Source organism: Bartonella sp. AD328YNZD (assembly GCF_042196425.1).
Window position 1 is genome coordinate 1 of record NZ_JBHIQG010000008.1, and the last position, 26,254, is coordinate 26,254.

At 35.7% G+C, this 26,254-nt stretch carries 14 protein-coding genes, 1 rRNA gene and 1 pseudogene; 9 read left to right on the forward strand and 7 right to left on the reverse strand.

All coding sequences use genetic code 11. The features are described from left to right. Window positions 1-1,773 precede the first annotated feature (1,773 nt). Window positions 1,774-1,980, forward strand: coding sequence for a hypothetical protein (locus tag ACFIO3_RS00985; protein WP_375615249.1), 207 nt, complete (start codon window positions 1,774-1,776; stop codon window positions 1,978-1,980). A 29-nt stretch (window positions 1,981-2,009) separates the two neighbouring features. Here ACFIO3_RS00985 and ACFIO3_RS00990 read toward each other — a convergent pair whose 3' ends face one another. Beyond that, a complete protein-coding gene (locus ACFIO3_RS00990; protein WP_375607265.1) occupies window positions 2,010-2,339 on the reverse strand; it encodes a TIGR01244 family sulfur transferase in 330 nt (109 codons plus the stop codon). A 1,003-nt stretch (window positions 2,340-3,342) separates the two neighbouring features. On the opposite strand from ACFIO3_RS00990, the gene parA reads away from it, so the two are divergent. The 7 genes from parA to ACFIO3_RS01025 all read left to right on the forward strand — a co-directional run bounded on the left by parA (window position 3,343) and on the right by ACFIO3_RS01025 (window position 10,300). Further along, window positions 3,343-3,972 (forward strand): ParA family partition ATPase, encoded by a 630-nt coding sequence (parA, locus tag ACFIO3_RS00995; protein WP_375607266.1) that lies wholly within the window; start codon window positions 3,343-3,345, stop codon window positions 3,970-3,972. After that, on the forward strand, window positions 3,969-4,199 hold the full coding sequence (locus ACFIO3_RS01000; protein WP_375615248.1) for a hypothetical protein: 231 nt from the start codon (window positions 3,969-3,971) through the stop codon (window positions 4,197-4,199). The genes parA and ACFIO3_RS01000 overlap by 4 nt, the downstream gene beginning before the upstream one ends. A 1,108-nt stretch (window positions 4,200-5,307) precedes the next feature. After that, complete coding sequence (locus ACFIO3_RS01005; RefSeq protein ID WP_375607268.1) at window positions 5,308-5,574, forward strand: EexN family lipoprotein; 267 nt, start codon at window positions 5,308-5,310, stop codon at window positions 5,572-5,574. Window positions 5,575-5,577: 3 nt separating this feature from the next. Then, on the forward strand, window positions 5,578-5,790 hold the full coding sequence (locus tag ACFIO3_RS01010) for an EexN family lipoprotein (RefSeq protein WP_375614688.1): 213 nt from the start codon (window positions 5,578-5,580) through the stop codon (window positions 5,788-5,790). A 45-nt stretch (window positions 5,791-5,835) separates the two neighbouring features. Continuing rightward, on the forward strand, window positions 5,836-6,054 hold the full coding sequence (locus ACFIO3_RS01015) for an EexN family lipoprotein (protein WP_375614687.1): 219 nt from the start codon (window positions 5,836-5,838) through the stop codon (window positions 6,052-6,054). Window positions 6,055-6,993: 939 nt separating this feature from the next. Further along, on the forward strand, window positions 6,994-7,167 hold the full coding sequence (locus ACFIO3_RS01020; protein WP_375704027.1) for a hypothetical protein: 174 nt from the start codon (window positions 6,994-6,996) through the stop codon (window positions 7,165-7,167). Window positions 7,168-9,895: 2,728 nt separating this feature from the next. After that, the gene (locus tag ACFIO3_RS01025) at window positions 9,896-10,300 is read left to right on the forward strand and encodes a flagellar protein FlgN (protein ID WP_375607272.1); all 405 of its coding nucleotides are present in this window, start codon (window positions 9,896-9,898) and stop codon (window positions 10,298-10,300) included. Between the two features lie 407 nt (window positions 10,301-10,707). Here the strand turns inward: ACFIO3_RS01025 and rrf are convergent. The 5 genes from rrf to ACFIO3_RS01050 all read right to left on the reverse strand — a co-directional run bounded on the left by rrf (window position 10,708) and on the right by ACFIO3_RS01050 (window position 22,987). Continuing rightward, window positions 10,708-10,822, reverse strand: a 5S ribosomal RNA gene (gene rrf / locus ACFIO3_RS01030). Window positions 10,823-12,151: 1,329 nt separating this feature from the next. Continuing rightward, window positions 12,152-15,595 (reverse strand): autotransporter outer membrane beta-barrel domain-containing protein, encoded by a 3,444-nt coding sequence (locus ACFIO3_RS01035; protein WP_375704028.1) that lies wholly within the window; start codon window positions 15,593-15,595, stop codon window positions 12,152-12,154. Window positions 15,596-15,730: 135 nt separating this feature from the next. Then, the gene (locus tag ACFIO3_RS01040) at window positions 15,731-17,479 is read right to left on the reverse strand and encodes an autotransporter outer membrane beta-barrel domain-containing protein (protein ID WP_375704029.1); all 1,749 of its coding nucleotides are present in this window, start codon (window positions 17,477-17,479) and stop codon (window positions 15,731-15,733) included. Between the two features lie 141 nt (window positions 17,480-17,620). Further along, window positions 17,621-19,969, reverse strand: coding sequence for an autotransporter outer membrane beta-barrel domain-containing protein (locus tag ACFIO3_RS01045; protein ID WP_375615242.1), 2,349 nt, complete (start codon window positions 19,967-19,969; stop codon window positions 17,621-17,623). A 495-nt stretch (window positions 19,970-20,464) separates the two neighbouring features. After that, window positions 20,465-22,987 (reverse strand): autotransporter outer membrane beta-barrel domain-containing protein, encoded by a 2,523-nt coding sequence (locus ACFIO3_RS01050; protein ID WP_375607276.1) that lies wholly within the window; start codon window positions 22,985-22,987, stop codon window positions 20,465-20,467. Between the two features lie 2,359 nt (window positions 22,988-25,346). Here ACFIO3_RS01050 and ACFIO3_RS01055 point away from each other — a divergent pair. Continuing rightward, a pseudogene (locus tag ACFIO3_RS01055) lies at window positions 25,347-25,949 on the forward strand (integrase arm-type DNA-binding domain-containing protein); the annotation flags it as partial. Between the two features lie 110 nt (window positions 25,950-26,059). Here the strand turns inward: ACFIO3_RS01055 and ACFIO3_RS01060 are convergent. Continuing rightward, window positions 26,060-26,254: autotransporter outer membrane beta-barrel domain-containing protein (locus ACFIO3_RS01060; protein ID WP_375607277.1), on the reverse strand; the 195-nt coding region annotated here is incomplete at its 5' end.

Here is a 26,254-nt window from a genome sequence, read left to right on the forward strand (position 1 = left end):
ATATATGTTTTTTCCGTTGTTGAGAGGGAGAATCGAATATCTGAAGATCTGATTTTGGCATCATTTTTTTCAAAGTTAACTTTATGGTTTTTGTTGTCATTCAAAATTTTACTACTTGTTTCTTTCTGATCCGTTAAAACTGCATCATAAAAGATGCAGTAAATAATAAGCATTCAGCCTATTTAGCAATAATAGACGAGAAAAGGGAGAAAGGCTGTTTTTAAAATTTCTTGCTATTTTAAGCTTATAGTTTGATAAAATTTAATTGATGACTTTTTTATTTTAAAAGTTTCTTTTTTCTAATTTGTTTTATTATGTCATTTATGTCTTATCATCGTTTATGATGAGAGTTGGTTCGTGTGACCTTACACGTGTGATATTTTGTATTATGTGATGAATATTTTTAAAAAAGGTTTGTTTGTCGAGTCTCGTAAAGTAGATCAGTGGTGAGCAGCGGCTTTCGTGTTAACCAATCGCGTCAATGAGAATGAAGCCGATGAGAAAGGCTTTAAGTCTCGTTTCTCTCATATGTTGTGATGGGGAATACATATTAAGGAGACTGCGATTGATTGCAGATAAAAGAAATCATTGCGAGAAAGCAGGTATATTTGTTTCAAAATTTCTAATGCTTTTGATGGATAAAGGTACAATTTTGTTGTCGTAATATGTCAATCTTTTAGATTCTCAAGCTAAGAACTATCCATATATTTCCTTTGTCCTTCACAAAGGTAAGGCCTATAATGCAAAGGAAAGACAGTCTTGTAAGGATATGAAAACACAAAGCCAATAATGTTTTGTTGTTTTTTGGTAGAAGTATTGGATAAAAGTTAGAACATCTTTCCAGTCTATGTTCGGTCTATTCATGACTTTATCGTATTATTTTTCTCATAAAACTTTTTCTTTAGCGATCCCCAATGCAGCAATATGTTTGAGATAAAAATTAAGGCGCTTTAATGCTCTTTCTACTGTTACAGCTTTTGTATGCTAGATGAGGAGAGCCCTATTGCATTATCCATTTGCGTAATCTCTGAAATCGGTTTACAGCCTTATTGGAAAAAAATATGAAGTTATCAAGGGAAAATCAGTCCAGATGACTGTCTTTTTTAAATTTGGCTTTGCTACTTTCAAAAGTGTCCAGAGCAATATCTCTTAAATCATGAAAATAACAGCTTCAGGCTTTTGTTGTTCTTTGAATAGGATATCAGATCCCACAGGTAAAATAAAATGCTGGAATGTCCTTGTTTTACTAATTTATGCGCTTCTTTTAAAGAAATATCTCTCAACGCTTCTCATATTCATTTTCATGATGGCTCTCATGAATGGTATCATGCAAGTTTCGTTGAGCGCTATCATTCTTTATGCCTAATAAAAGAGAATCCGACACCATCAGTTATATTGACAAGCTTTCAGTTTTGTACAGCCTTGGCTATTTGAGAGCGTTTATGAGAGTTTGTTCTTAACTCGTTTTATTTCACATGAACACTTCCTGCTTGTGACATGTAAGAAACACGCTTTTGATTGATTCACTATAAATAGACTTGAGAGAATCTTACGGTATTAGGATTTTTTACTCAATGTGCAAAATAATTAATTGTTATAAATCAATATGTTGTAGTTAATCATAGATTATGGCTTACGGTTTTTTTATAAAATACTCTGCATGCCTTTTATTCGGAATATGGGTTTTTCTTAGTGGTTTTACTGTCGTTTTAGGTGTCTGTGGCGTACGAATGAGCTCGTATTGGTAAAGGAAGAGAAAAAGAAGGTGGAGCAGTGATAAAAAGTGAGGTGAAAATAATTTTATTTGATCATCATATGCATTTTTATGGCTTCGGGTGTGCATGCTTGTTGTATATTAAGGAGCAAAGCTTGCTTGTAGAGTTTTATGAAGAGGCAAGCCAAGGGAAAGGCGCAAGACAAAGATTATTGACAGATTGTTTGTTAAAAATCGATGTGTATTTAAGAATTTTTGTCTTTTAAGGCGAGGAGGAAGTGTGCATACCCTCTGTTTAAAGATGCGCTAAACGATAAAGATGCAGCGAGCGTGATCCGTGATGACAATAGGCAAGAAGAGGCAGAGAGGCTGTTTTTAAAATTGTTTGCATGGCTTCAACAGCTGATTTTTCTATAGTTGGAGGAGAAATGGGAATGTGATAGGCTTTTATGCCATATTCATTTGCGACCGTTTTAATGCTAGAAAAGTCAGGTTGATGGAGCTCTTCGTGATCGGGGCGGTTACAGATAATTGTTTTAAAACCAGCTTGTGCCAATGCTTTGATATTTTCTATGCTAATTTGTGCACTGATAAAAATATCAGGTTCAATTTGTTGTAAATTCATTTTTGTTTATTCCCAATTGCACGATCTTCACGATACCCTCTGGTCTGTTATATAGAAAGAAGATAATGAAGGTAAGTTTTTCAGTGGCATCTTAACAAAAATATTCTTTTTGTCGAGAAGATCTATTTGGGAAAAACGAGCTTTAAGATGCAAAATATCTCATTCCGCAACATGTTCGTTATGCGATCTTATAAAAGACGGATGTTTGGTCTTTATGGATAATCTATAGTGTTTACTCAGCATAGACATTTCATTGTGTTGTTTGTTTACACGCTTGCTAGAGGTATCCTTATTTCTCTTAAGCCCATTTTACTCTGTCGAGCGTCAAAGAGTATAAAATTCACGGATCACCACTCTCTTTACGCTTATGAAGAAGGAAGTCGGTACCATTGTTATATTTGCCAACCCCCAATATTGTAATAGTTCTTGGTACTTGAGATTCTGCATAAGAAGCATTTTAAATCCTTTCTTGTACAGTTTTACTCACACGCCAGCCCTGCTTGTACGTACAAGAGATATGATTTTGATTAATTTAATATAAGAGGTATGAAATGAGAGAATCTTCCTGATTTCGGCTCTCTCATTCAACGTGCGAAACAATGAATTCTCCTTATAGTTTGTTGTATATTCAGAGTGGAGCTTGTTTGTAGAGTTGCATTAAGTGGATTGCATGAAAGGAGAAGCCCAAAAGGCCGGCGCAAAATAAGAAGCTGGATCATTTACAGAGCATTGTTTACAGATCGACATGGATTTAAAAATCTTTGTTTTAGGGTGGGGAAGAAGAGCGTGTTTCGTGTTTAAATTTTTCTTATCCTCAAGAATATTATTTTTATAATATTTCGCTCAATGCTAAAAGTTAAAAGAATATTATAAAGATAAAATTGGGTGGTGTCGTTTTTATCCTAAAAATGGGAGAAGTAGTTGTTTTTCATGTGTTGAATGCTTGCTTCTTTTGTTATTTTCAGTATTATCGTAAAAACGATAATACTGAAAGGCGTAATGGATGATCATTGGACTTTTGAATCAAAAGGGAGGTGTCGGAAAAACGACGTTGAGTGTTAATCTTGCCGCCAGTTTTGCACGTACTGGTGCACGTGTATTGCTTATTGATGTTGATCCACAGGGAAGCGCATTGGATTGGGCTGCTGCACGTGAAGATGCACCTTTGTTTTCGGTTATTGGTTTACCGCGTGCAACGGTTCACAAAGAGATTACACAGATTGGGCATGGTTATGATCATATTATTATCGATGGCCCTCCGCGTGTAACTGATCTTGCTCGTAGTGCTCTTATGGCTTCGGATTTGGTGCTTATCCCTGTTTTGCCTAGTCCCTATGATATTTGGGCAGCGGATGGAATTGTAAAGCTGATTGATGAAGCACGTGTTTATAAAGAAAATCTTAAATCTGCTTTTGTCATTAATCGTAAAATCGTCAATACAGCGATAGGGCGTGATGTGAACGAAGCTCTTGGCATATACCACGTGCATGTTCTTTCTTCTAGCGTTGCGCAGCGCGTGATTTTTGCAGAAGCAGCAGCACAGGGGAAGGCGGTTTATGAAGTTGATGAGCAAGGACCAGCAGCAGCAGAGATTGAAGCGGTTGCAGCGGAAATCAAGGAGTTAGCGCGATGAATAAAAAAATTAAAATCGGCACAAAACCAACGAATAAATCAATTCCTTTAACAGCGGATGCATGGGTAGGACGCCACAAAGGGAGCATGAATGGAGGGATGAAGCGCCTTACGATTGATATACCAGAAAGTTTGCATCGGTTGATTAAGGTCAGTTGTGCAAGTCGTGGAACTAAAATAGCTGATGAGGTCCGCGAATTGCTTTCACAAAAATACGGAAAAGTGTAAAAAATGATACGATAATTTCGTTGGTTTGAGTGCTTTTTCTAGAGATGATATCGATTGTTTTTATACGAAGTTAATAATAAAAGCGCTCTTCCTTTTTCACGATGGTTGCTTCATTTAAGTTGTTTTTCATAAGGTTCTGTATCATCTTATGAAAGAGCTATGTGTTTGCGAAAAATTCTCCATTTCAAACTTTTCCCTATAAATGTGATAATCATCATACTACTTGTTATCTTATATCTCTAGATGAATAGATAAGTTTATTCTTCCATAAAAATTATCTTGATAATGATTTTAAACATCAGGTTATTTTTGTTTATTTTACTTAATACATGGGTAAATAATGTAATAATGTAATAATGTAATTAAGAGTAGCGTTGATTATTTTTTTCTGTTATGCAGCAATCCATTTTATTAAATTATATTCATGTTTATAAAGGGGGGGGGAATAAAAATAAGTAAAATTTACTGATATTGACGCGCTATAATTATTTCCTAATAAACAAAAGAAGTCATTGAGTATACTATAGACAATATTTCTTACATTTATATGATTTTATAGTCTTAAATAGTTAATGCCATTCGTAATGATATACAAGGCAATAGGCTTTTTTCTTCAATTGGAAATGTATAAGATTGCTTTTTTAGCATTTCTATTGGCTTTTAAAAAGTGCAGGGGGGGACTTAAAGCTTTCTTTTCCGGTGGTTTAGAAATGATAAGAGCGCAATTAGTTGATTAAAAGGTGTATTCTTTCGTTTGCAGGGAATTTGCAATGGGTATAGGCATAACGAATTTTGGGTAAGATATTCGTACTGTTTCTCGTTACCAAGAGGTTCTTGAAGGAAAAGAAATGATTAAAAAGCTTTTTGAGAATGTCAAGATATCAGAATTTTTGCTGAAGTTTTAACACTTCAAATACAAAGAGCAGCCGTGCAGATAATGTTACAAATGCAAGTCTGATAAATGAAAGCAGTTTTCATGATTTAATATGTTTGCGTTGGAAGTGTACGTATTTGCAAAGGAAAGTTAGACGCAAGGTCACAATATAGGAGGGGATGTGAACCCAAAGATATTGTTAATAAAATATAAAACAAAGAGAGGGGTTAAATCATGAACAAGATCATTATAACAGCGCTACTGCTTTGCGTGGGATTTGTCGTTGCTGGTTGTGAAAAAACTTATAGCGTAGCAGAGTTTAAGAAAGATCCCAAATTACTCAATCAGTGGTTAGAGAAATGTTTTATTGCAGGAAGTTTTGATTCAAAAAATTGTAAAAACGCAGAACAAGCTGAATTAGAAACTCGTAAAAAATGGGGAATTTTCGGCTCTGGAAAGGACGACCAAGAAAAAACTGAAGATAAAAAAGAAGGGAATTAAATCATGAATAAAGTCATTATTACAGCATTGCTCCTTTGTACTGGACTTGCTGTTACTGGTTGTGAAAAAACTTATAGTGTAAAAGAATTTAAAACAAATGAAAAATTATACGAGGAATGGGCAAAGAAATGTGAGAAGGATGATTCACCGCTCAAATCCTCTCAAAATTGTAAAAACCTTCGACAAGCATATATAGAACTTTTTTTAAGGCCCTAAATTGTGTCCTAAACTTTGTAAATTTGAAAAAAGGGGAATTTATTTATGAATAAAGTTATTATTACAGCATTGCTGGTTTGTACTGGACTTGTCGTTGCTGGTTGTGAAAAAAACTACAGCGTAGCGGAATTTAAGAAAGATAAAACATTACTCGAAGAGTGGGCAAAAAAATGTGAAAAGCTGGATCAATCTTCTATGGAGAAATCTAAAAATTGCCAACATGCCAGACAAGCATATATGGAACTTATGTTTGGCATTAATTAAAAACATACAGTTTAATAAATAAAGAATTGTTTAGTTATTGATTCTATTGCGTTTTTAGGCTATCTCTAACTTTTAGAGAGTCTTTTTATGGCTTCAAGAATTAGTCTTTTACGCTTAGTACTCTTTGTATAAACGGATGCTATACTGTCATTGTTAAGCCCAAAAGTGCTTTCAATTGTAGATAGTATTGCCTCCCAATGAGTTGTTACGTGTTACTGCTAATTTTTTAATGTTTTGGTTACATGTATTTAAAATATGAGATTAAATTTATCTTTGGGGTGTTTTTTTGCGTTTATCACAAATAAATGTTTCATAACACTAAGATCGTCTTTAAGCGTTGCGGCTAATTTCGGAAAAATTCGGAGGAAACATTTGTTTGGAAATTACTTTTCTCTGTTTTAATAAAGAGAAAAACATTCTGAATGGAATTATTATCGTTTCATACTCAAATGTTTTTCTCAAACTATTTTAAAAAAATTGCTTTTGATTTGAGAATATTATAACATTAGTTAAGTTGTGAGGCTGTTTTGCTAGGACGGTTTTGCCGGATGTGTGAGGAATTGAGCGCTCTCCACATCTTTTCATTTTTCTCCTCTCTTTTCTGAGTTTGCAAGGTCTTTCCTTATTATTTTTTTATCTTAATTGTGTCGTTATATTATCATGTTGAGCAGTGGAGCTCATATAAAACTTTACGTATGAGGTGTTTTTTGTTCTTGAGTGTGTGATAAATGTTTTTATAAATAACACTTTGATTTATAAAATAACTTAATTATTATTATGTTAAATAAGGATCTCGAATAACGTAAGCTTCTCTTATTCCAAATCTGTTCTCGGTTGAATTAATTAAAACCATCTTCTTGCATGGTACAAGCATGGAGAGCCGTGTAGATAAAAACTGTTGGAGAAAGAAGTAAAAATGCCTCTTATAAACGATCTCAAGTGCTAAAGGTTGTTGCAACATTTGGGGCTGGAAAAGTGTTTGATGCTGCTGGTTTATTTTCTCATAAGGGTAAAGATGGTGTTCAATGGATTTATCATAAGCTTCATGAAATATTATCCTTTAGGATTGTGATATGCCCTGAAGGGGGGAAGAAAAAGGAACTTACTCAATAAGGAGACAAATTATTTACAGATCGGATCTGGTAGAAAATTTCGTTTTTTAAGCTGGGAATGAAGTTGAGATTCAAGATAGCGTGAAAAGACGGACAATGATGGTTAAAAATGCATACAAAAAGCAGAGTTTACCCTCAAATAGTTGCAAGCGATGTTTGAAGTTGGGTGTGTGGTTTATCTGTAGAATTAAAATTTTGCTTTGCTCTTATGTGAAATTAAGATGCTCATTTGCACAGATTATAAAAAGCCAAGAGAGTATTAGTATATTTCTATTACGAGAATTAAAATAACAACAAAAGCATTGATGGTGATAATCAAGGTTGAATAAAGCATAGCGGCTTTTACGAGATCAGCCATAAAAACCTCTTTCTGTTCTTTTTGAGGTGATTTTATGAATAACAATATGTTACAATCTGTAATATATTCTGATACAACATATTCGGCAAGCTTAAAATCGTTCCTTTTTTTATAAAAGCTTAAGGAGTTGGAGTATTGTGAATACTAAAAAAGAAAGTTTTAAAAGGACTATTGATTGATTTTGTAAGTTTTGTGTTTCTGGAAACTTTTTTATTCTGTTATGCTATAAAGCACTGTCATTTATAACGGTAATATAAGACATATAAGTTTTCTTGGAACGTTTAAGTATTTTTTAGTGTACGATGAATATTCGTAGGTTTATTTGTTGAGATTTTCGTTTAAGTGAATCAGATGAGGGGAAAGTCAAGAGAAGAGCGTTTGACAAAAATTCGGACTGCGTACAGAGCCGATTGAGTTAAGATCTTGGTTTTTTAAGGTGAGCGGCGGAAGACAAAAATGTTTTCTGATCGTTTATCTCATAGCTAGATTGGTTAATGCTGCTCTAATGGGGCATATTTTGCACAAAAGTAAAGAACGCTCCAAACGAAATATACTTATGTTGTATATTCGTATATTTGTATTGCATATTTATGTACTTGTTTTAAAGAAACATCTCTCAACGCACACGACAGACATTTTACGATGACACTCGTAAATGGTATAACGGTAAATGTGAATAGTATAACAGTAAAGCTCTCGTGAAATAATATAAAATTTGAATAATATAAAAATTTATAGAATGCTATCATCTTTATACTTATAAAAGAGCAAGTCGCAATTATCGTATGCTTGCTTCCAATGTTTATTATAGTTCTGGGCATTTGCTAAGGTTCATAAGAGGCATTTTTCTTTCAGCGTATTTTATCAACACATCAAGGCGTTGTTTGTGATGTGCAAGCAAGTGATTTTAATTTATTCAACATGGAATAGATTTGAAATGTGATGATTATGAAAAAGAAGAGCCGCATTTAAAAGGTTAAACGAGAGAAAGATCGTAACAAAAATTGTACCTTGATTATAAAATGATTGTTTCTCTGTTTTTATACCAGTAGCGCATGTAAAGTCGCGATATTAAGAGAAAAATGTGTTATGGAATGAAATAATCTATAGGAAGATGCTGTGAAAATTCTGAAAATATCAATGGGGGGAGCGTTAAGCATTATTAATTGTATAATGTTTTGATTTATAATGATAATCTATCGTTATTCAACTTGAATTAGATCCCTGAATACTGGAATTTTTTTCATTCCAAATCTGTTTCGTGGTGAATTAACCAAAACCATGTCTTTTGCAGTTACAAGCAGGGAGCGCCCATGCGCAGAGAAATTATACAAGAAAGGCCACGCTTTATGAACCGTCTCAAGTGCCAAGGGTATCAGAACATAAGGGGTTAGAAAAATATGTGATGGTGCTGGCTTGCTTCTTTTATTAAGCGTAAAGATGGAAAGTGCTCAATGGATTTTATACATGTCATGGAAGATTTATCATTGTACCATTCATGCATTCATGGGCCGCGGTGCTAAATAGGCTTGGGTGCACTTAAGAGATATTTCTTTAAAACAAGCGCGTGAATATGCGATTGAAGACGTATCGAACTGATTGGCTAAGAAACTCTTGAAAAGGTTCAAAAAATCTTATATAGTCGTTTATTGCAAAGAAAAGCGAATGATAATTTAAAAAAGGAAGATTGATGGCTGTTTAGCTATTTTAAGGTGTCTTTTTTTATATTGCTGTATGGCTGATCTGTTCAAAAGAGCATTCTTTTTGTGTTTTATGCAAAATACTGCATGTGTGCAGAAAGAGTATGGGAGAGGGGGGTGTCCTTTTGAATGGGTGCAAACTGATCTTGTCGGGCGCCATCTTATGGGGTGCCAGAAGGTGTACAGGTTTAAGTGCAGAGAGAGCCATGAGGTTATGGAGGGTAAAGTGCTTCTATCAGTAAAATGCTGAAATTTTTGATGGGCTTAAGTCTTTATATGCTGCAAGATAGACTGCGGTTTTTTGTCGGCAGATATTTTTGTGGCTGAAGTTCTCGTGAAAGCATTGTTATTTTCTATTGAAGATGAGCTCGTGATAAAATCGGCAAGGCGAAATAGACAGAGCAAATATGGAAGTTTCGATATTGCTGTAAGGTTTGAGTTTATAGCGTTTTGATGGATTAGTATAGCCACAATGATGGTTTTGGAGCAAAGAAAAAATATTTGAGAGAACGCGTTAAAAGTTGAAGTGGTATACACTTTGAAGGATTGTCGTGCTGTTGTAGCAATGTTCGATTACGAGCTTGGTTGAGTGTATCAGCATTGAAGAGAACCTGTTTAATCTCCCTCATTTGAAAGTAAGATTGAACAATAGTGTTGAAGGGGAAGTAAAAATGTCTGTAGTGCAATATGGTGATGATAGTTTTGCGGCAAAAGCAAAAGTTCTTGATAACAACCTTATTGATCGTGATTGGGCGATGACAAAATTTGTTGCTGCTGTTAAAGGATTAGCTCAAGTTGTTGATTATGAAAGCAATATGCTAGAGAGCAGTGGTGTTCCAGATTACGAAGAAATAAATTTGCGTAAAATACGTGGTTTGCGTGATCTTAATAAATCCATGAGTGATGTGAAGCGCTACATGAATCAAGATATTGAGCATGAGGTTGAAAGTTTGTTGTCTGATTTACAAGAAAAATTACAGCGTAATAGTGAATTACTTCAAACACATTTAAATGCCGTTAATGATCTTTCTAAAGCTATACAACTATCTGGACGTGCAAAAGAAATAGAGGAATAAATTCAAATCTGATTAATACGGGCTGTTCTAACTAATGACAATGATTAGGTGGGGCAGTTGATTTGGATAAATAGTGCGTTTAGTGAGTAGACTTGTTTTAAGCGCATTTTGGTATTTAAATTATTATCCTGATGTACTGTAAAACGCTGTTCTTAAAACAGTATTTTTAAAGGTATCGTGATGTGAACCGCATGCGGTGAGAAGCTGGCTGGAAGAGAACTCAGAGAAGGCGGATTATTTACAGAGCATTGTTTGCAGACTGAGTTAATAGGGAGCTTCATTTTTTAGTTTAGGGGGAGAGGCGATCAAGAGAATATTTAGACCAGCCTGTGATGCCTTAAAAACAGCTTCCTTGGGGCTGTGGTAATGTAAGGTTTATACATTGGTCTTTTGCATGCATTTAGCAGATCTGGCGGCGACTTACTCTCCCTTGCCTTAAGGTAAAATATTATCAGCGCTGGAGCGTTTCACGGCCGAGTTCGTGATGGGATCGGGTGCGTTCACTCTGCTATAACCACCAAGTCAGCAAAAAGCATGAATGATGAAGAGTATGTGATGAATATTGCCTAAGCTTCATGAAGTATTGTCCTTTGAAGTGTGGTGATATGAAGCGGTTAGTTGCTTAAATCTATATGTTTGAGACAAAAATTAAAGCGGTTTAATATTCTCTTCTGCTGTTTTTAGTTTTTGTATACCAGATTGGAGAGAGCATCCAGATTTGAGTGAATATAGTGCGATACCTTTGTTGGCGTAATATTTGAAATGGGGAGGTGATCTTATTGGGAAAGAATAAAGAGGGTAGAAATCAGCTTCCCTTTGTACCACTGTCCTTTAATTTAGCTTATGTCTTTCAAAAGTATCTAAAGCACTATCTGTTAAATAATGAAGATTACACATTGTTTCACGCTTTTTTTATTGTGTTTTTTACTGGGGGGATGGCTTTCATACTCAACAAAATACTCAAAATAGAATGGATTTGTTATTCCTAATTCACGGCCTTGTTTTAAAGAGATATCTAAGCTCTCAAGTCTATTTCGTGATGGTGTTTGTGGGGCAGTGCAACGACATCTTTGATGCAACGGTGCTTGTGAATGGTATAATAAGAAAGTTCCCATGGAAATAATATAAAATCTATAGGGCGCGACCATCTTTATGCTTAATAAAAGAGCAAGTTGATATTGTCATATTTTTTGTTTGATCCCAATGTTGCTACAGCCCTTGGCACTTGAGATAGTTCATTAGAGGCATTTTTAATCTTTTCTTAATAGTTTTTTATCCCCATGGCTCTTCCCTCTTGTCACTTGTAAGAAATATGGTTTTTGTTGCTTCAACATGGAACAGGTCTAAAATGAAAGAATCTAACGATATTCTGGATTCTCATTTAACATGGAAAACAATTAATTGTCTTTATAAATCAATATCTTGTCTTATAATGGAGCTGCTGTAGCATTGAGATTTTAGAGGAAAAACATGCCTTTAAGAATTTATACCAGATACTAGTCTTTATAACAGGTATATTAAATGCACATCATCTAAAATAAATGGAGCGTCTACAGCGAAGAAGGTGCTGACTTTTTTAAAATCCGCATGAATGCTTATTCTGTTGTGCTATAAAAACATTATCGCTTGAGGTGTGGTCATAATATAAGACATAAAAATTTTATGCGTGGGGTATTTTGATGAGAGATTGTTATGGTATTCAGTTTTTTATTCAATACGCAAAAGAAATATTATAAGTCAAAATCTTCTTTGATGTGATAATGATTTTTGAGAATTAAAAAATGTATAAATTTAAATAAAAAAGCAGCACTTTGTGCTGCCCTTTTATTTAAGTTAAAATTAACTTCTGCTTTAGAAACGATAACGTATCCCGCCAGAAAAATTGGTGCCAGATACACCGGCTTTTTGCAGTTTTTGCCGATAGCTGATATCGGCGTTTAGTACGATATTTTGAGAAAGATATGCATTCACCCCCATGCCTCCCTCAACTGAAGAGCCGGTAGGATCAACATGAAAGGTATCAGCAATTTTTATTGTTTTACCATCGCCAAAAGTTCTGATAACATTCATTTTACCATAGAAGGAAACAGCCTTGTTTTCTTCAACAGCCATTATCGTTTTTGTTAAACGTCCACCAAAACGGATCAACCATTGATGTGGATTGCCCATGTCTACTTTTAAGCCATTGGTATCTGAGAAAATATCAAATATGAGATTTTGATAAATGAATTGAGCTTGTGGTTCAAAGACCAGCCCTTTTGTATCGGTTGCTAATTTCTGACCAATGGTTGCAGATATATTAAGCATCTCGGTACCATCTAATTTTGCGGCATTCCCAACAAGAGCTGTGGTAATATTTCCTTTTAAGGTTCCGTAAGAAAGAAGAGCGTTGACATATATACCATTGCTATGCTGGATGCCGCTATAAGCGGTAAGTGACCATTTATCAAGCGTTGTCTTTTCAGAATCTTGCATCTCTTTTGGCGTAAAGGCAAGCTTTCCGTACGTTCCTAAAAGACCAAAATATGCGCTTATGTCTTTGCTTTCTAAGGCGGCTAATATGCCTCCTAATTGTAAGGCAGTATAGTTTATATCAGCACCATAACCATAGTGCAGTGGATCGCGGTTGGAAGATAGGGTGACCTTCTCGCCGTAGGAAGAGAAAAAGATACCATTCTTTTTATTGTCTTTTGCCCCAAATACTGTTGTGCGCATATTGTCTAACAACGTGTTTTGATTGTTTACATCAGTAAATCCAGCAGAAAATAAAGTATTAGATATGGTTAAATAGTTTGCTACCTGTGGTAAAAGGGCTCGAACTTTTTTGTCTTTATCAATGTAGGCATTCTGTAAGCGGAAATCCCAAAAATCATGATTATTTTTGCCAAAAAGATTTTGGCTCTCATGAGATGTTCCTGGTTTATAGCCTGTGAGTACATATTTATAAGGTTGTTCACCTATTGTCGTATAGTTTTCTGCTAACGTGAAGGAATTTTCATTTGCTTGTCCGGAAACTTGAATGATTGAAATCCCATGTGTCCCTAAAGGAAGTGACGCCATGCGTTCTTCCCAAATAGCAGAGCTATCGGTTTGGAGATTGATGTGAACAACAGTACTCCCTGAGACATCGCCATTAATCACAACGCGATCAGTTTGTTGTTCCGTGATAGGAGAATGTTTATCCCATTGAGTGTTTACATAAATCTCTGCAAGACCCGCTGTACTATAAACCGCTGCTGTGTGAGTTGTTTCGTCTTCTTGCGAAAGATTAGGTCCTATAAACAGAGTTTGATAATGTCCCTCCACTGGCTTGTCAAACATAATGACACTGTTTGTAAGGTGCAATTCAGAAAGATTAGAGTATGATTTTTCATCAACACCAAACTGTCTATAGTCATTTAAAATATTATCATTATTTGTGACATTTTTATTCGCCTTTAAAAGCCATTTCGTCCTCTCTTTTAGATCAAAAACTGTTCTATTATCTTCAGAAGTTCTTACCCGACCTTCTAAAGAAGAGTGGTCTGCAACTAATGTAATGGTGTTTGTGGAGGCACTTTCGTTCTTGATATTTTTTAATAAAATATCGGCATGAACTTCTGAATTTTTAAGGTTGACTTCTCCGTTTACGCCTGTTCCATAAAGGTTGATACCGCTACCATGTTCAACGAAAAGCTTTGTATTCTCTAGGGTTACTTTATCAGCAATATTGGCTACATCTTGTTCTTGAACGGCATTGGTGTTCTTTTTAGCATTGCGTGTATATCGTTTTCTAGGGGCATTATACGGATTGTTGCGGAAAATAATACCGTCTGCTTCATAATTTCCCGTGACATGTACGCTTGAATCCTTAAGTTTTATTGTGCCCTCCATGTTTACCAAAGCAGCTGTTTCTGCTGTTGCAGTAATGCCTGTAGCATCAATTTCTCCACCATCTGATACGCTTAGTGCAACAAAACGCGCATCAACTGTTCCCCCTATCATGTTGACTTTTGAATTATTTCCCTCTGCATGTACAGCAAAACTATTGTCTTGAATTTTTTTGTTATGTAACGTTATGGTCTTACCGTTTTTAGCTTCAACTCCAGTGCTTATATCCTCAATTTGTGTAGACTTTTCATATTGTTTTATCGGTGATATTGGTTTTTCAATCTCTGGTTTTTCATACATTTTTTGTGCAGATGAAGATTGCACTGGCGCTGGTTTTACAGATTTTGGTGGTACCTGCAATGCTGGTTTTCCAGTTTCTATTCTTAAAGATGTTTGCTGTATGCGTTCTGACTCTTTAGGCACTGGTGATTGTTCTGCTGTTGGTCTTGTAATGCCCGCCTCTGTAGATTCAGAGTTTCCAGATACCTTTTGGGCAGATGTGGGTTGTGTGGGCGTTGGTCGTACAGATTCTGGTGATCGTGATGATGTTGGCTGTGTGAGTTCTGGTTCTTTAGACGTTGGTGATAGCTTTGTTGCTGGTTTTGTAGATTCCGCTCTTGTAGATTCAGAGTTTGCAGGTGTTGGTTGTAAATTGGGTGCAGATTGTGTCGCTTCTGATTGTGAAGAGACAGCAGAATTTGGAGGCGTCTTTTCGCTGGAAGAATCTGTAGAAGAGGTGGTGGCTCCTGAACGCCTTCTCGATTTTGCTTCCATTCCTGTTGTTGAAGCTGTTCCTTTTGTTAAAACTATCTTTGTTGTTGCAGTTTCTTCTCTCGTTGGAGCTATTTCTGTCGATGGTGATTGTGTAATATCGCTTTGTGTGGCTGTAAGGCTAGACTGTAAACTTTCTGTCGTTTTAGTTTTTGATGTTTGTATACTTTCTCGAGCATGCCTATGCTTTTGTTTTGAGGAAGAAGTTGTATTTTCAATGGTTACATTTGGGAATGTCGTTTTTCCTTTAGAATTTTGAGAAGAAGCCTTAGACGTTTCTGTGTTTTTAGGGGGTGTTTCAGGTTGTGTAATTGTTCCAGGTTCAGAAGAGTCTGTCGAGGTTTTAGGCTTTGTAGGGTGTTCAGATGATTGGGGGTGTGTTGAAGAATTTGTCGTTTCTCCATATGAAGAGCGTGTATATCTCCTTAATTTTTCTCCAAGTTGCATGTGAGGAACGACAGTGCTTGTAGGAGTAGACTTTGTAGGTTCATTTCCGGTAGGATGAGGGGGGATGATCGTTCTTTTGGAGTCAGATGTTGTCGGGGGAGAAGAGAGATCTATCGTTGGAGTCATAGCATGAGTAGCATAAGACAAACTGTTGGAAGAATAAAACAGAACTCCGGAAACTGTGTATAGTAAGAAGCTTTTTTTCATATGGATGTATTCCTAAAATATTTCCCCCTCTCTCATAAAAAGTAAAACTTTGACCTCATTATGTCTCTTTTGTAAGAGACAAAACGAAACATAATAAGATCTCTTCATATTTCAAGATAAGGAATACAAGTATTTTTAAAAGTGATAGCGCATTCCAGCGGAAATATTTATTGCAGAGATGCCAGCTTTTTTGAATTTATGTTGATAGCTGAGATCACTATGAAGCTGAATATTTTGTGATAAGTGTGTGTGAATACCAAAACCACCTTCGATTAAAGATCCCATAGCTGCAAGCTGAAAATTTTTACTAAAAGTTTTGATCATGTTCAGTTTGCCGTAGAAAGAAACAGCATGTCCTTTGTTTTGCGTTAAACGTCCGCCAATACGGAGCAGCCATTGATAAGGATTACTTATGTCTATTTTAGAGTTATCGTCATCTGAGAAAGAGCTCCTATCTGATAAAGAACCAAGCATGAGACGTTGATAAACAAGTTGTGCTTGCGGTTCTAGGATTACACCTTCCAAACTGGTTGACAGTTTTTGACCAACAGTTGCAGCGGCTCCTAATGTTTTACTATTCTTCACTTTTGAGGTATGTTTGATGAGAGTTGTAGCGTGATTTTCTTTGAAAATTCCGTAAGAGAGAAAGGCACTTGCATAGATGCCACTGTCATGCTGAATATTTCCATATGCGGTGAGTGACCATTTATCAAACATATTTTTTTGAAAGCTCTCCTTGTTTTTAGGAGTAAAAGACAGTTTCCCATATGTTCCGAAAAGACCAAAGTTGCTGCTGATATTTTGATCTTTTAGCGCTATTAGTGTTGCTCCTGCTTGCAATGCAGCATAGCGAATATCTGCTTGGATACCATCTTGTTTTGCTTGAACCTTAGAAGAAAAGGTGCTTTTATTGCCATAAGAGGATAAGAAAACGCCTCTCTCTGGATGATCTTTGGGTTCAAACATTGTTATTTGCATATTGTCTAACAAGATATTTTGATTGTTGACATCACTAAACCCAACAGCAAACATCGCAATAGGCATGGTTAAAGAACTTTCTCCTTGTGGTGTAAGAGTTGTACTTTTTTCTGTTCCATCAAGAGAAGTAGAAGCTGCGGTTGCTTTATCATCATCTGTAAGTTTAGAGGAGCTCTCTGTCGCAGCGGTAGCGGTATTCTCAACCTTTGGGAGCAATTTCATATGCGCTTTTTCTGATGTATTAAGAGTCGTTTTTGATTCCGAGGAAGTGGTGTTTGTTTGGGGATCAATATCAGATTGCGAATTTTCATTTATTTTAGGCTGTCTCATTCCATGATCTGTTCTTGTGAATGAATTGTCCTTGTGTTGGGCAGCAACGTGAGCGGGTGGTAATTTATCACTAGCGCGTCTTTGTCTTGTGCTGGAGTCAATAAGAGGTTGTTTATTCTCTTCAGATGCAGGAGGGGTTGGTTCTTCTTTTTTCTTCACGTTGGTTATTCCATCGTTGTTCAAAGTTTCTAATACTGCTTTGCGTAAAGTATTGGAAAGTTCCTTGTTTTGTCCTTGTAAAGCACTATCCAATTGTACTGCTTTATGTAATATTTCTGCTTTATTTTGCAGTTCAGACCAATTACGATTGTCTTGGCTCATCCATTCTTGGCGCGCAGCATTAACACGTCGTTGGTTATTGGCATCAAGTGCTTGATTGAAGTGCGAATTATCCTCCATCATGGCGCCAGAGGCTATCTTTTCAAGATTTTTTTCTGCTTGTGTTGGTGTGTTTATTAAATCAATGGCATGGCGTTCCTGGGGGCTTAGAGCAGAGGCGGTGCTGGTAGATGTGAAATTAAAAGAAGAAAAAAATAAAGCACAAGCGGCTGTACATAACAAAAGATTCTTATGCATAGAGATGTTCCTTAAGATATTTTCTTTATTTTGCTAAAAATGAACCACTTTTTGACACATTACGGTTTTTTGTAATGTAGTTAAGCAGCACTGTTTTCATCTCAGCGCTGCTTATGCGTCAAAATAGAGAGCTAAAATTGTTTAAAAGCGATAACGCATTCCTCCGGAAAAATTAATTCCAGAGAACCCAGCTTTTTGAAGTTTATGTTGGTAATTAACGTCAGCATGAAGTGCGATATTTTTAGAAAGTTGCGCGTTAATGCCAAGCCCACCTTCAAGAGAAGAGTCCATAGAATCAAGATGGAAAGAATCAACAATATCAATTGTATTTTTCTCACCAAAAGCTTTAATGACGTTCAATTTACCATAAAAAGAAAGAACACGATCTTTTTCAATAGGAAGTATTGTTTTTGTTAAACGACCTCCAATACGGACCAACCATTGATGAGGGGTCTTTATATTAACTTGGAAGCCATCAATATCTGAAAGAGTGCCAAAGGCAATATGTTGATAAATAAGTTGTACTTGTGGTTCAAAGGACACCCCTTCAACACCAGTTGCTAGTTTTTGTCCAACGGTAGCTGATATATTTAATGTATCCGTATTGTTTAATTCTGTGGTGTTGCCGATAAGGGCTGTTGTAATATGTCCGTTTAAAATGCCGTAAGAGAACAGTGCATTAATATAGAGACCATTGTCATGGTGGAGATTTCCATATGCCGTAAAGGACCATTTATCCAGTATGCTTTTGTCAGAACCTTCCATGTCCTTTGGCGTAAAAGCGAGCTTTCCATATGTGCCTAAAAGACCAAGATTCGCGGTTATATTTTGATTTTCTAACGTTGTTAATGTCATGCCTGCTTGTATAGCAGCATAGTGAACATTAGCACCATAACCATATTCCAATGGACTACGGCTGGAAGATAACGTCATCTTGTTGCCATAAGTCGATAAAAATATCCCTTTTTGTTTATGACCTTCTAATCCAAAAACTGTTGAATGCATATTATCTAACAGTGTATTTTGATTGTTTATATCAGCCAAGCCAGAGGAGAATACTGCATTATGCATAACCAAATAGCTTGCCATTTGAGGAACAAGAGCTTTGATTTTTCCTTCATCATCAAGAGTCGCATTTTGTAGACGGAAATCCCAAAACTCTTCACTTTCTTGCAAAAGACTTTGCTGTTTGTCAGCTCTCCCACGGCTGGATGTTGGTCCATAGCCATTTAATACATATTTATAGGGTAATCCATCCATTGTAGTGTAGCCATTTACCAGCGTGAAGGCGGCTTCCTCTGCTTTTCCAGACACCTGAACAAGTGAGAGACCACGCGCATTCAAAGGAATGGAAACTTCATCATCATCGAATGGTTCTGCACGCTTTGAAAGATTGTTGAAATAGATCGTTGTGGTGCCTGAGACATTACCATGAACGAGAACACGGTCAGTTTTTTGTTGTTCTTTTATAAGACCATTACTCCATTCGGTATTAAAGTAAATCCTTGCGTTGCCCAATGCATTGTAAACCGTTGTTGTATCGAAGCTTCTGTTTTGCTCTGCTTTTGCAGCTTCAGCTATTGGCTGTTTTCCCACATGCAAGGTCTGATACTGATTGTCTGCTAGTTTATGCGGCGCATTAAATATAATAGAGCTATTATTAAGGTTCAATACTGAGACAATAGACTGTGCACGTTGTTTAATATCAGTGAGCAAGTATCCTTTAGAGCTGTCAAATTCTTTGTCTACTTCAAATTGACTAATCTTTAGGGACCACTTGCTGTTATTGTTAAGAGTAAAAATCGTTGTATTTTGAGGTAAAGTCTTTGCTCGTCCTTCTATAATCGAATTGTCAGCGCTTAATATAAAAGTGCGAGGATCGATATCTTTTGAGTTTTCTGGGATTTTATTTTTTAATAATATATCAGAACGAATTTCTGAACTTTTAAGTTCTACCTCAGCAACAGATTTTGCATAATCTGGTCCTAAAATACCAATACCATTTTCAACAAGAAGTTTTGTGTTGGTAAGAATTGCTTTATTGATAACTTTTTCGCCCTCTTTTACTTGGGAACTTGGGATGTAATCAAAAAGGATACCACGACTTTTGTGATGTCCGGAAACATTAATGATTGAATCTTCAATATGGATGATGCCGTTTGAAATTTCTAAACCACGGGAATTTGATTTTCCTACAGTTTTTTTAGCATGAATACGTCCACCTGTTGTTGCGGTAAATAAATTTGAGTCTGAACGCATTGTTGAATTTGTAATGGTGATAAAGGCTTTGTCATCAGCAACCACTGTTGTATATGCGCTGCGGATAAAAACGTTATTAAAGGTTTTTTCTTCTCCTGCTTTATCCGCACGAGCCATAACCATTGTAGGAGCTGATGTATTTGCATAAGTTGAACCGAAATGAGAAAAAATCAAAGTTCCAGCAATTGTACATAACAAAAAATTTTTCTTATAAATATATTTCTTACACATAGATATGCCTTTAGTATTTGGTATGCTTTGATGCTTACTTCATTCCCCTGATGGCGCAAGTACCCAGACAGTTTCTATATCATTATGTTTTTATTGTAAACAACAAAACGAAATATTGCGTCCTGTTCTTTATCGTTTAAAAAATGATTTTAGAAGAGTTTTTAAAATAGAAATTGCAGTGAGCAACTATGAATTGTAGAAAAGCTAGATTGATAAGTATTCCGTTTAAAAGTGTTAAGAAACAAAATATTTTGCAAGGATGTTTGTTGCTTAAGGCTGTTGTTATGAAAACTCTACAAAGTTTTTGGAGAAGCTATTGTTGTGCGCTTACAAAAAGCTTTTAATTGATTTTCTTACACAGAAAATTATTTATTACGTGTTTTAAAATACAAAAAAATTTATTAAAAACATTTGATTTTTATAAATCAAAAAGGCAGCTCATTTGTACTGCCTTTTATTAAAATGAATAGAATATAAATTATTTTTTGCTTTTTCTTAAAACTGATAGCGTATTCCGCCTGAAAAGCTTGCTCCAGATATACCTGTTTTTTGAAGCTTATATTGATAGTTAACATCAGCATGAAGTGCGATATTTTGTGATAATTGTGCATTTACACCAAGTCCACCTTCAAGGGCAGCTCCCATAGAATCAAGGTGGAATGATTCACCAATCTGTATCGTACCATTGTTAGAAAAAGCTTTAACAATATTCAATTTACCATAGAAAGAAAGAATATCGCCGTTTTCAATAGAAAGCTTCGTTTGCGTTAAGCGTCCACCAACACGCACTAAGTATTGATAAGGATTTCCCATATCCACATCAAAACCATCGACATCTGAGAGTGTGCCAAGCATGAGACGTTGATAAACAAGTTGTGCTTGTGGTTCAAAGACCAATCCGTTCCTACTGGTTTCGAATTTTTGTCCAATGGTTGCTGATGCACTGAATGTATCAGCATTTTTCAATTCTGCAGTCTTTCCTATGAGAGCTGTGGTGATATCTCCCTTGAGCATTCCATAAGAGAAGAGTGCATGGATGTATATCCCATTATTATGGTGCAGCCCACTATATGCAGCAATTGACCATTTATTGAGTGTACTCTTGTCAGCACCTTCCATGTCTTTAGGGGTGAAAGCTAATTTCCCATATGTCCCTAAAAGACCAAAATTGGTGGTCATGTTTTGATCTTCTAGAGCTGCTAATGTAATGCCTGCCTGTAAAGCTGCATAGTGAATATCGGCACCATAGCCATATTGTAATGGCGTACGGTGAGAGGATAATGTCATCTTATTTCCATAAGTCGAGAATAAGATTCCTTTGTTTTTATGATCTTTTGTCTCAAAGGTGTTTTCCTGCATCGAGTTGAGTAAAGTGTTTTGATTGTTTATATCAGCCAGTCCAGCTGAGAATAGTGCGTTAGGCATGGACAAATAGCTTGCCACTTGAGGAACGAGAGCTCTGATCTTTCCCTCATTATCGAGAGTCGCATTTTGCAAGCGAAAATCCCAGAAATTTTGATTTTTTTCCAAAATGTTTTGTGCGTTGTTTGCTTGTCCAAGGGATGATGAACCGGTATTTTGCGCTTCTTTCTCTTTTGGTGAAACGCCTTCAATCATTTTTCCTGATTCTGATATCGTATAGATTGTGTAGTCTTTGAGGGTATTTTCTTTTGATTCTTGTGATATTCCGCTAAAATGACTTTGTGTGCTATCGGCTGTCCCATGGCTGGATGTTGGACCATAGGCTTTGAGTATATATTTATAGGGCAATCCCTCCATTGTGGTGTAGCCGTGTGCAAGTTTGAAGGAATCTTCATTTGCATTTCCAGAAACTTGAATGACTGAAAGACCACGCATATTCGAGGAAACAGAATCTTCAGCTTTTAATATCTCACCTTTCGCAAGGTTCTTGATATGGACTGTTGTGCTGCCTGATACATCACCATGAATAAGGAGGCGGTCAGCTTTTTGCTGTTCTTTTACTAGACCATCACTCCATTCAATATTAAAATAAATTTTTGCATTGCCTGTGGCATTGTAAACTGTATTATAAGTGCTTTCTATATCGGGGATTGTACTTCCCTCAGGTCTACGAACCTCAGCTGTTCGCCCTACATACAAGGTATGATAATGATCTTTTTCCCGCCCTTGCGGTACCTTAAATATGATAGAACTATTATTAAGATTCAGTACTGAAACGGTAGAAAGGGTTCGTTGTTTAATATCACTGAGCTCATAGTTAAACGTATTAAAGTCAGTATCGACTTCCTCTTGAGAGGTCTTTAAGTACCATTTGCTCTTGTTATTCAGAGTCAAAACCGTTGTATTGACTTTTAAAGTTCTTGCTCGTCCCTCTATTGTTGAATTATCAGCGGTTAATGCTAAAGTTACAGGAAGAGTATCGTTATCATAATATTTACGTTTCGTTTTATTTCTCAATAATACGTCAGATCGAATTTCTGAGTCTTTAAGTTGAACTTCAGCAACGGCTTTTGAGCAGTAGGGACCAAGAATACCGGTACCGTTTTTCACAAGAAGTTTTGTATTGCTAAGAACAATCTTATTGACAACTTTTTCTCCACTTTTCAGTGAAGAATCTTTTGTTTCATAAAAAACGATACCACCGGCACCTCCTCGTTGGACGGTTATGGTTGAATCTTCGACGTCGATTATACCATTCTTTGTTTCTAAACCTTTATACACTGTATTGACTTCAATTTCTTTAGCATGAATGCGTCCACCTGCTGATACAGAAAGTGCAGACATTTCCGTGTGTATTGTTGATTTTACAATTGTGATAGCTGCTTTATCATGCGCTAATATTCCAGGTCCTTTATCGCGGACAAGAACATTATTTAAAGTCTTTTCTTCTCCCTTATTTAATTCAATCTTCCCAAAAATTCCAGGAGTTTCAGGAGCCGATGTATTTGCATAAGTTGAACCGAAATGAGAAAAAATCAAAGTTCCAGCAATTGTACATAACAAAAAATTTTTCTTATAAATATATTTCTTACACATAGATATGCCTTTAGTATTTGGTATGCTTTGATGCTTACTTCATTCCCCTGATGGCGCAAGTACCCAGACAGTTTCTATATCATTATGTTTTTATTGTAAATAACAAAACGAATTATATTGATGGTGTTCTCTATGATTTGAAGTTTTGCTTCAGAAAAACTTTTTTCATGATCATAAAAAGTTGAGAAAAGTGGATTTCATAAAACCTCGCTTGGTTAAGCTTATGCTAAAAGCACTATGAAGTATGATATTTAAAAATTGTCTATTAAAGATAATCGCTATAAAAGCTCTATAGTGTTGAGATGTATTATTTGATGCACTAACCAAAACGATCAGCAAATTTTTTCTGCTATAAGAAGAAGAGATGAGGGGGGCTATTCACAGGCTTTCTTTAAGGAGGCTAAGGGTAGCAAAGCCTATTTTTCTAAGGAAGCACAGCCCATTTCGCGACGGTGTTCATGAATGCTATAACGCTAAAGCCGTAGAGTTCCATCATATTTACGCTTACGAAGGAGCAAGCCGATACCTTTACGCTTAATAAAAGAGCAAGCCCGTCACACATTTTGCTAGCTCCCAATATTTGTGATAAGCCCTTGGCACTTGAGACAGTTCATTATAGGACTTCTCAGGCTTTTCTTATATAACTTTGCTTCACACGCCAGCTCTGCTTGTAATGTGCAAGTGAATGATTTTGATTAGTTCAACATGGAACAGGTTTTAAATGAGAGAGATTACGATATTCAAGATTTTAATTCAATATGAGTAATGATAAATTATCATTATAAATCAATATTTTGAATATTCAATTTAAAACATCTTTTATTGATATAAAAAGAACTTTATTGAGTGATTTCATTTTATAAATGAAAAAATTAGCTTTCTTGAGCATTTTGTATATGAAAGATAAAGCGCTTGTTGTTAGATTTTCTTTTCATGCATTAATTTTCTCAAAACTGTTTGTTTAGAAGAACCAGCAATGGAAGTGTAAATAAATCTTTATAGATAGCGACAACACATCGTAAAGAAAGAAATTATTTTATTGCTATAATAGATTGTAAATAAAAAAAATACAGTCCGTTTTTTTGTTAATAGTAAACGGATTAATATGCTTATTTTTTATAATTTTTATATTAAAATTGGTAGCGTATTCTATCAGAAAAACTTGTCTCGGCTACACGTCTTTTAAAATTTTTTCTGATAGTTTACATCAATATAGAGAGTTAAATTGTGAGATAATTGTGTATTGTGCTAAACGCACCTTTAACGGCAGAATCTATCGGATTAAGGTAAAAATGAATACCAATCTGTTTAGTATCATCAATATCAAAGTTTTTTAAGGAAGTTCACTTTCTCATATAAGGATGGGGTATGGTCTTCTACGGTCCTAACAATAGTTTTTGTTAGATACCTACTTATCCGGACTAACTGGGGAGGCTGTCTGATTTAATTTTAAGATTATCAATATGTTAAAAGTCGTTAAAAATCAAATCATTAGCACACAAACTATGTTTGTGGTTCAAACGGTTAGTTCTCTGATTATTTTTTGCAAATTTTTGACAAATGATTGTTGAGGCAATTAACATTTTTACAGCATAACTTTAATAGTATTTTTATAGAAGTTTTAGAGATATTTGCTGTCCAGATATCATAAGGGAAGAGTGTAGCCATATGAAAACACTGTTATGCTCTTATATTATAAGCTATGATTGATTATTTATCCGGTATGTTTTTTTTCATTTTCTATATCCTTTGGAATAAATGAGAGTGGCTGTAGGTTTCCTATCTGTTTTAAATGTGCAGTGGTTAACTTTTCATTTTTCTAATATCATCTTTGCTTGGACAGCTCCATGGTGCATATTTGCACCATATCTATCTTCAAAGAAGAGCATAATTGAACGGTAAAGTTGTTGTACTTCCATAAGTGAAAAAGTCAAGAAATCTTCTATTTTTTAAGATTTATTCTTAATGCTGTTATCTTTATATTATCTAGAAATACACTTTGCTTAGCTTTATGGGAAAATTCGATGATGAATAGCTGCGCAATCCATGTGAAGAGGAGGAAAAGCGTATTTAAGTAGAAAAGAAAACACTTCAGGAAAAAATGGATTTCATGTACGAAAAGGCAGCATACTTTGTGACATATTCTAGATAAAAATACCTTATCTTTTATCTTTATAAAAATGGTATAATATGCTGATTTATAATGATAATTTAGCGTTACTTTCATTGAGTTAGAGTTCTGAATAACGTAAGATTCTCTCATTTTAAACCTGTTTGTCTTAAATCAAGAAAAACCATTCTCTTGCATACCACAAGCGGGGCTGGGCGTGTGGGTAAAAATGTATAAGAAAGGACTAAAATGGCTCTTATGAATCGTCTCAAGAGCCAAGGGCTTTAGCAACACCCACGAGCTGGAAAATATAATGATGGTGCCGGATTGCTCTTTCACAAACGTAAAGATGGGGGTACTCAATGGATTTACCGTTATACCATTCATATACCATTCATGGGCGCTGTCGCTAAATGGACTTGGGTGCTTTGAGAGATGTCTCTTTAAAACAAGCTCGTGAATTGGCAAACCCAATAGCGTTCTGTTCTTCGTGATGGTCATGATCCCATTAAAAAACGTGAGAAACGAAAACGTGAGGCAATGCGTAATCTCCATTACTTAAAAAACATTGCCTTAGATGCTTTTGAAAGTCGTAAAGCTGAATTAAAAAATGATGGTAAAGATGGAAACAGGTTTTCACCTTTAAAACTCCATATTCTCCCCAAATTAGGCTGTCTGCCTATTTCAGAGATTACACAAATAGAAATACGCAATATCCTCGCTCCCATCTGTCATACAAAAGCTGGAGATGCTAATACAGCACTGATGCGTCTCAAGCTTTGTTTCAAACATGCTGCGGCGTTGGGTGTGGATGTTGATTTACAGGCAGTAGAAAAAGCAAGGGCTCTCTTAAGGAGGGATAGTGTAGTGTTATTAGGATTTATAAAGCGAAAAGGCAACACGATGTGCTGCCTTTTTTGTTAATGCATAGAAAAGAAATACGCTATTTTTACAGCCTTGTATTAAAACTGATAACGTATTCCTCCTGAAAAGCTTGCACCAGATATACCGGTTTTTCGAAGCTTTTGTTGATAGCTTACATCACCATGAAGGGAGAAATTGTGAGACAGTTGCGCATTGATGCCAACGCCGCCTTCAATTGCAGGTCCCATAGGATCAAGGTCAAAATCTCTGCCAATCCGGATGGTACCATCATC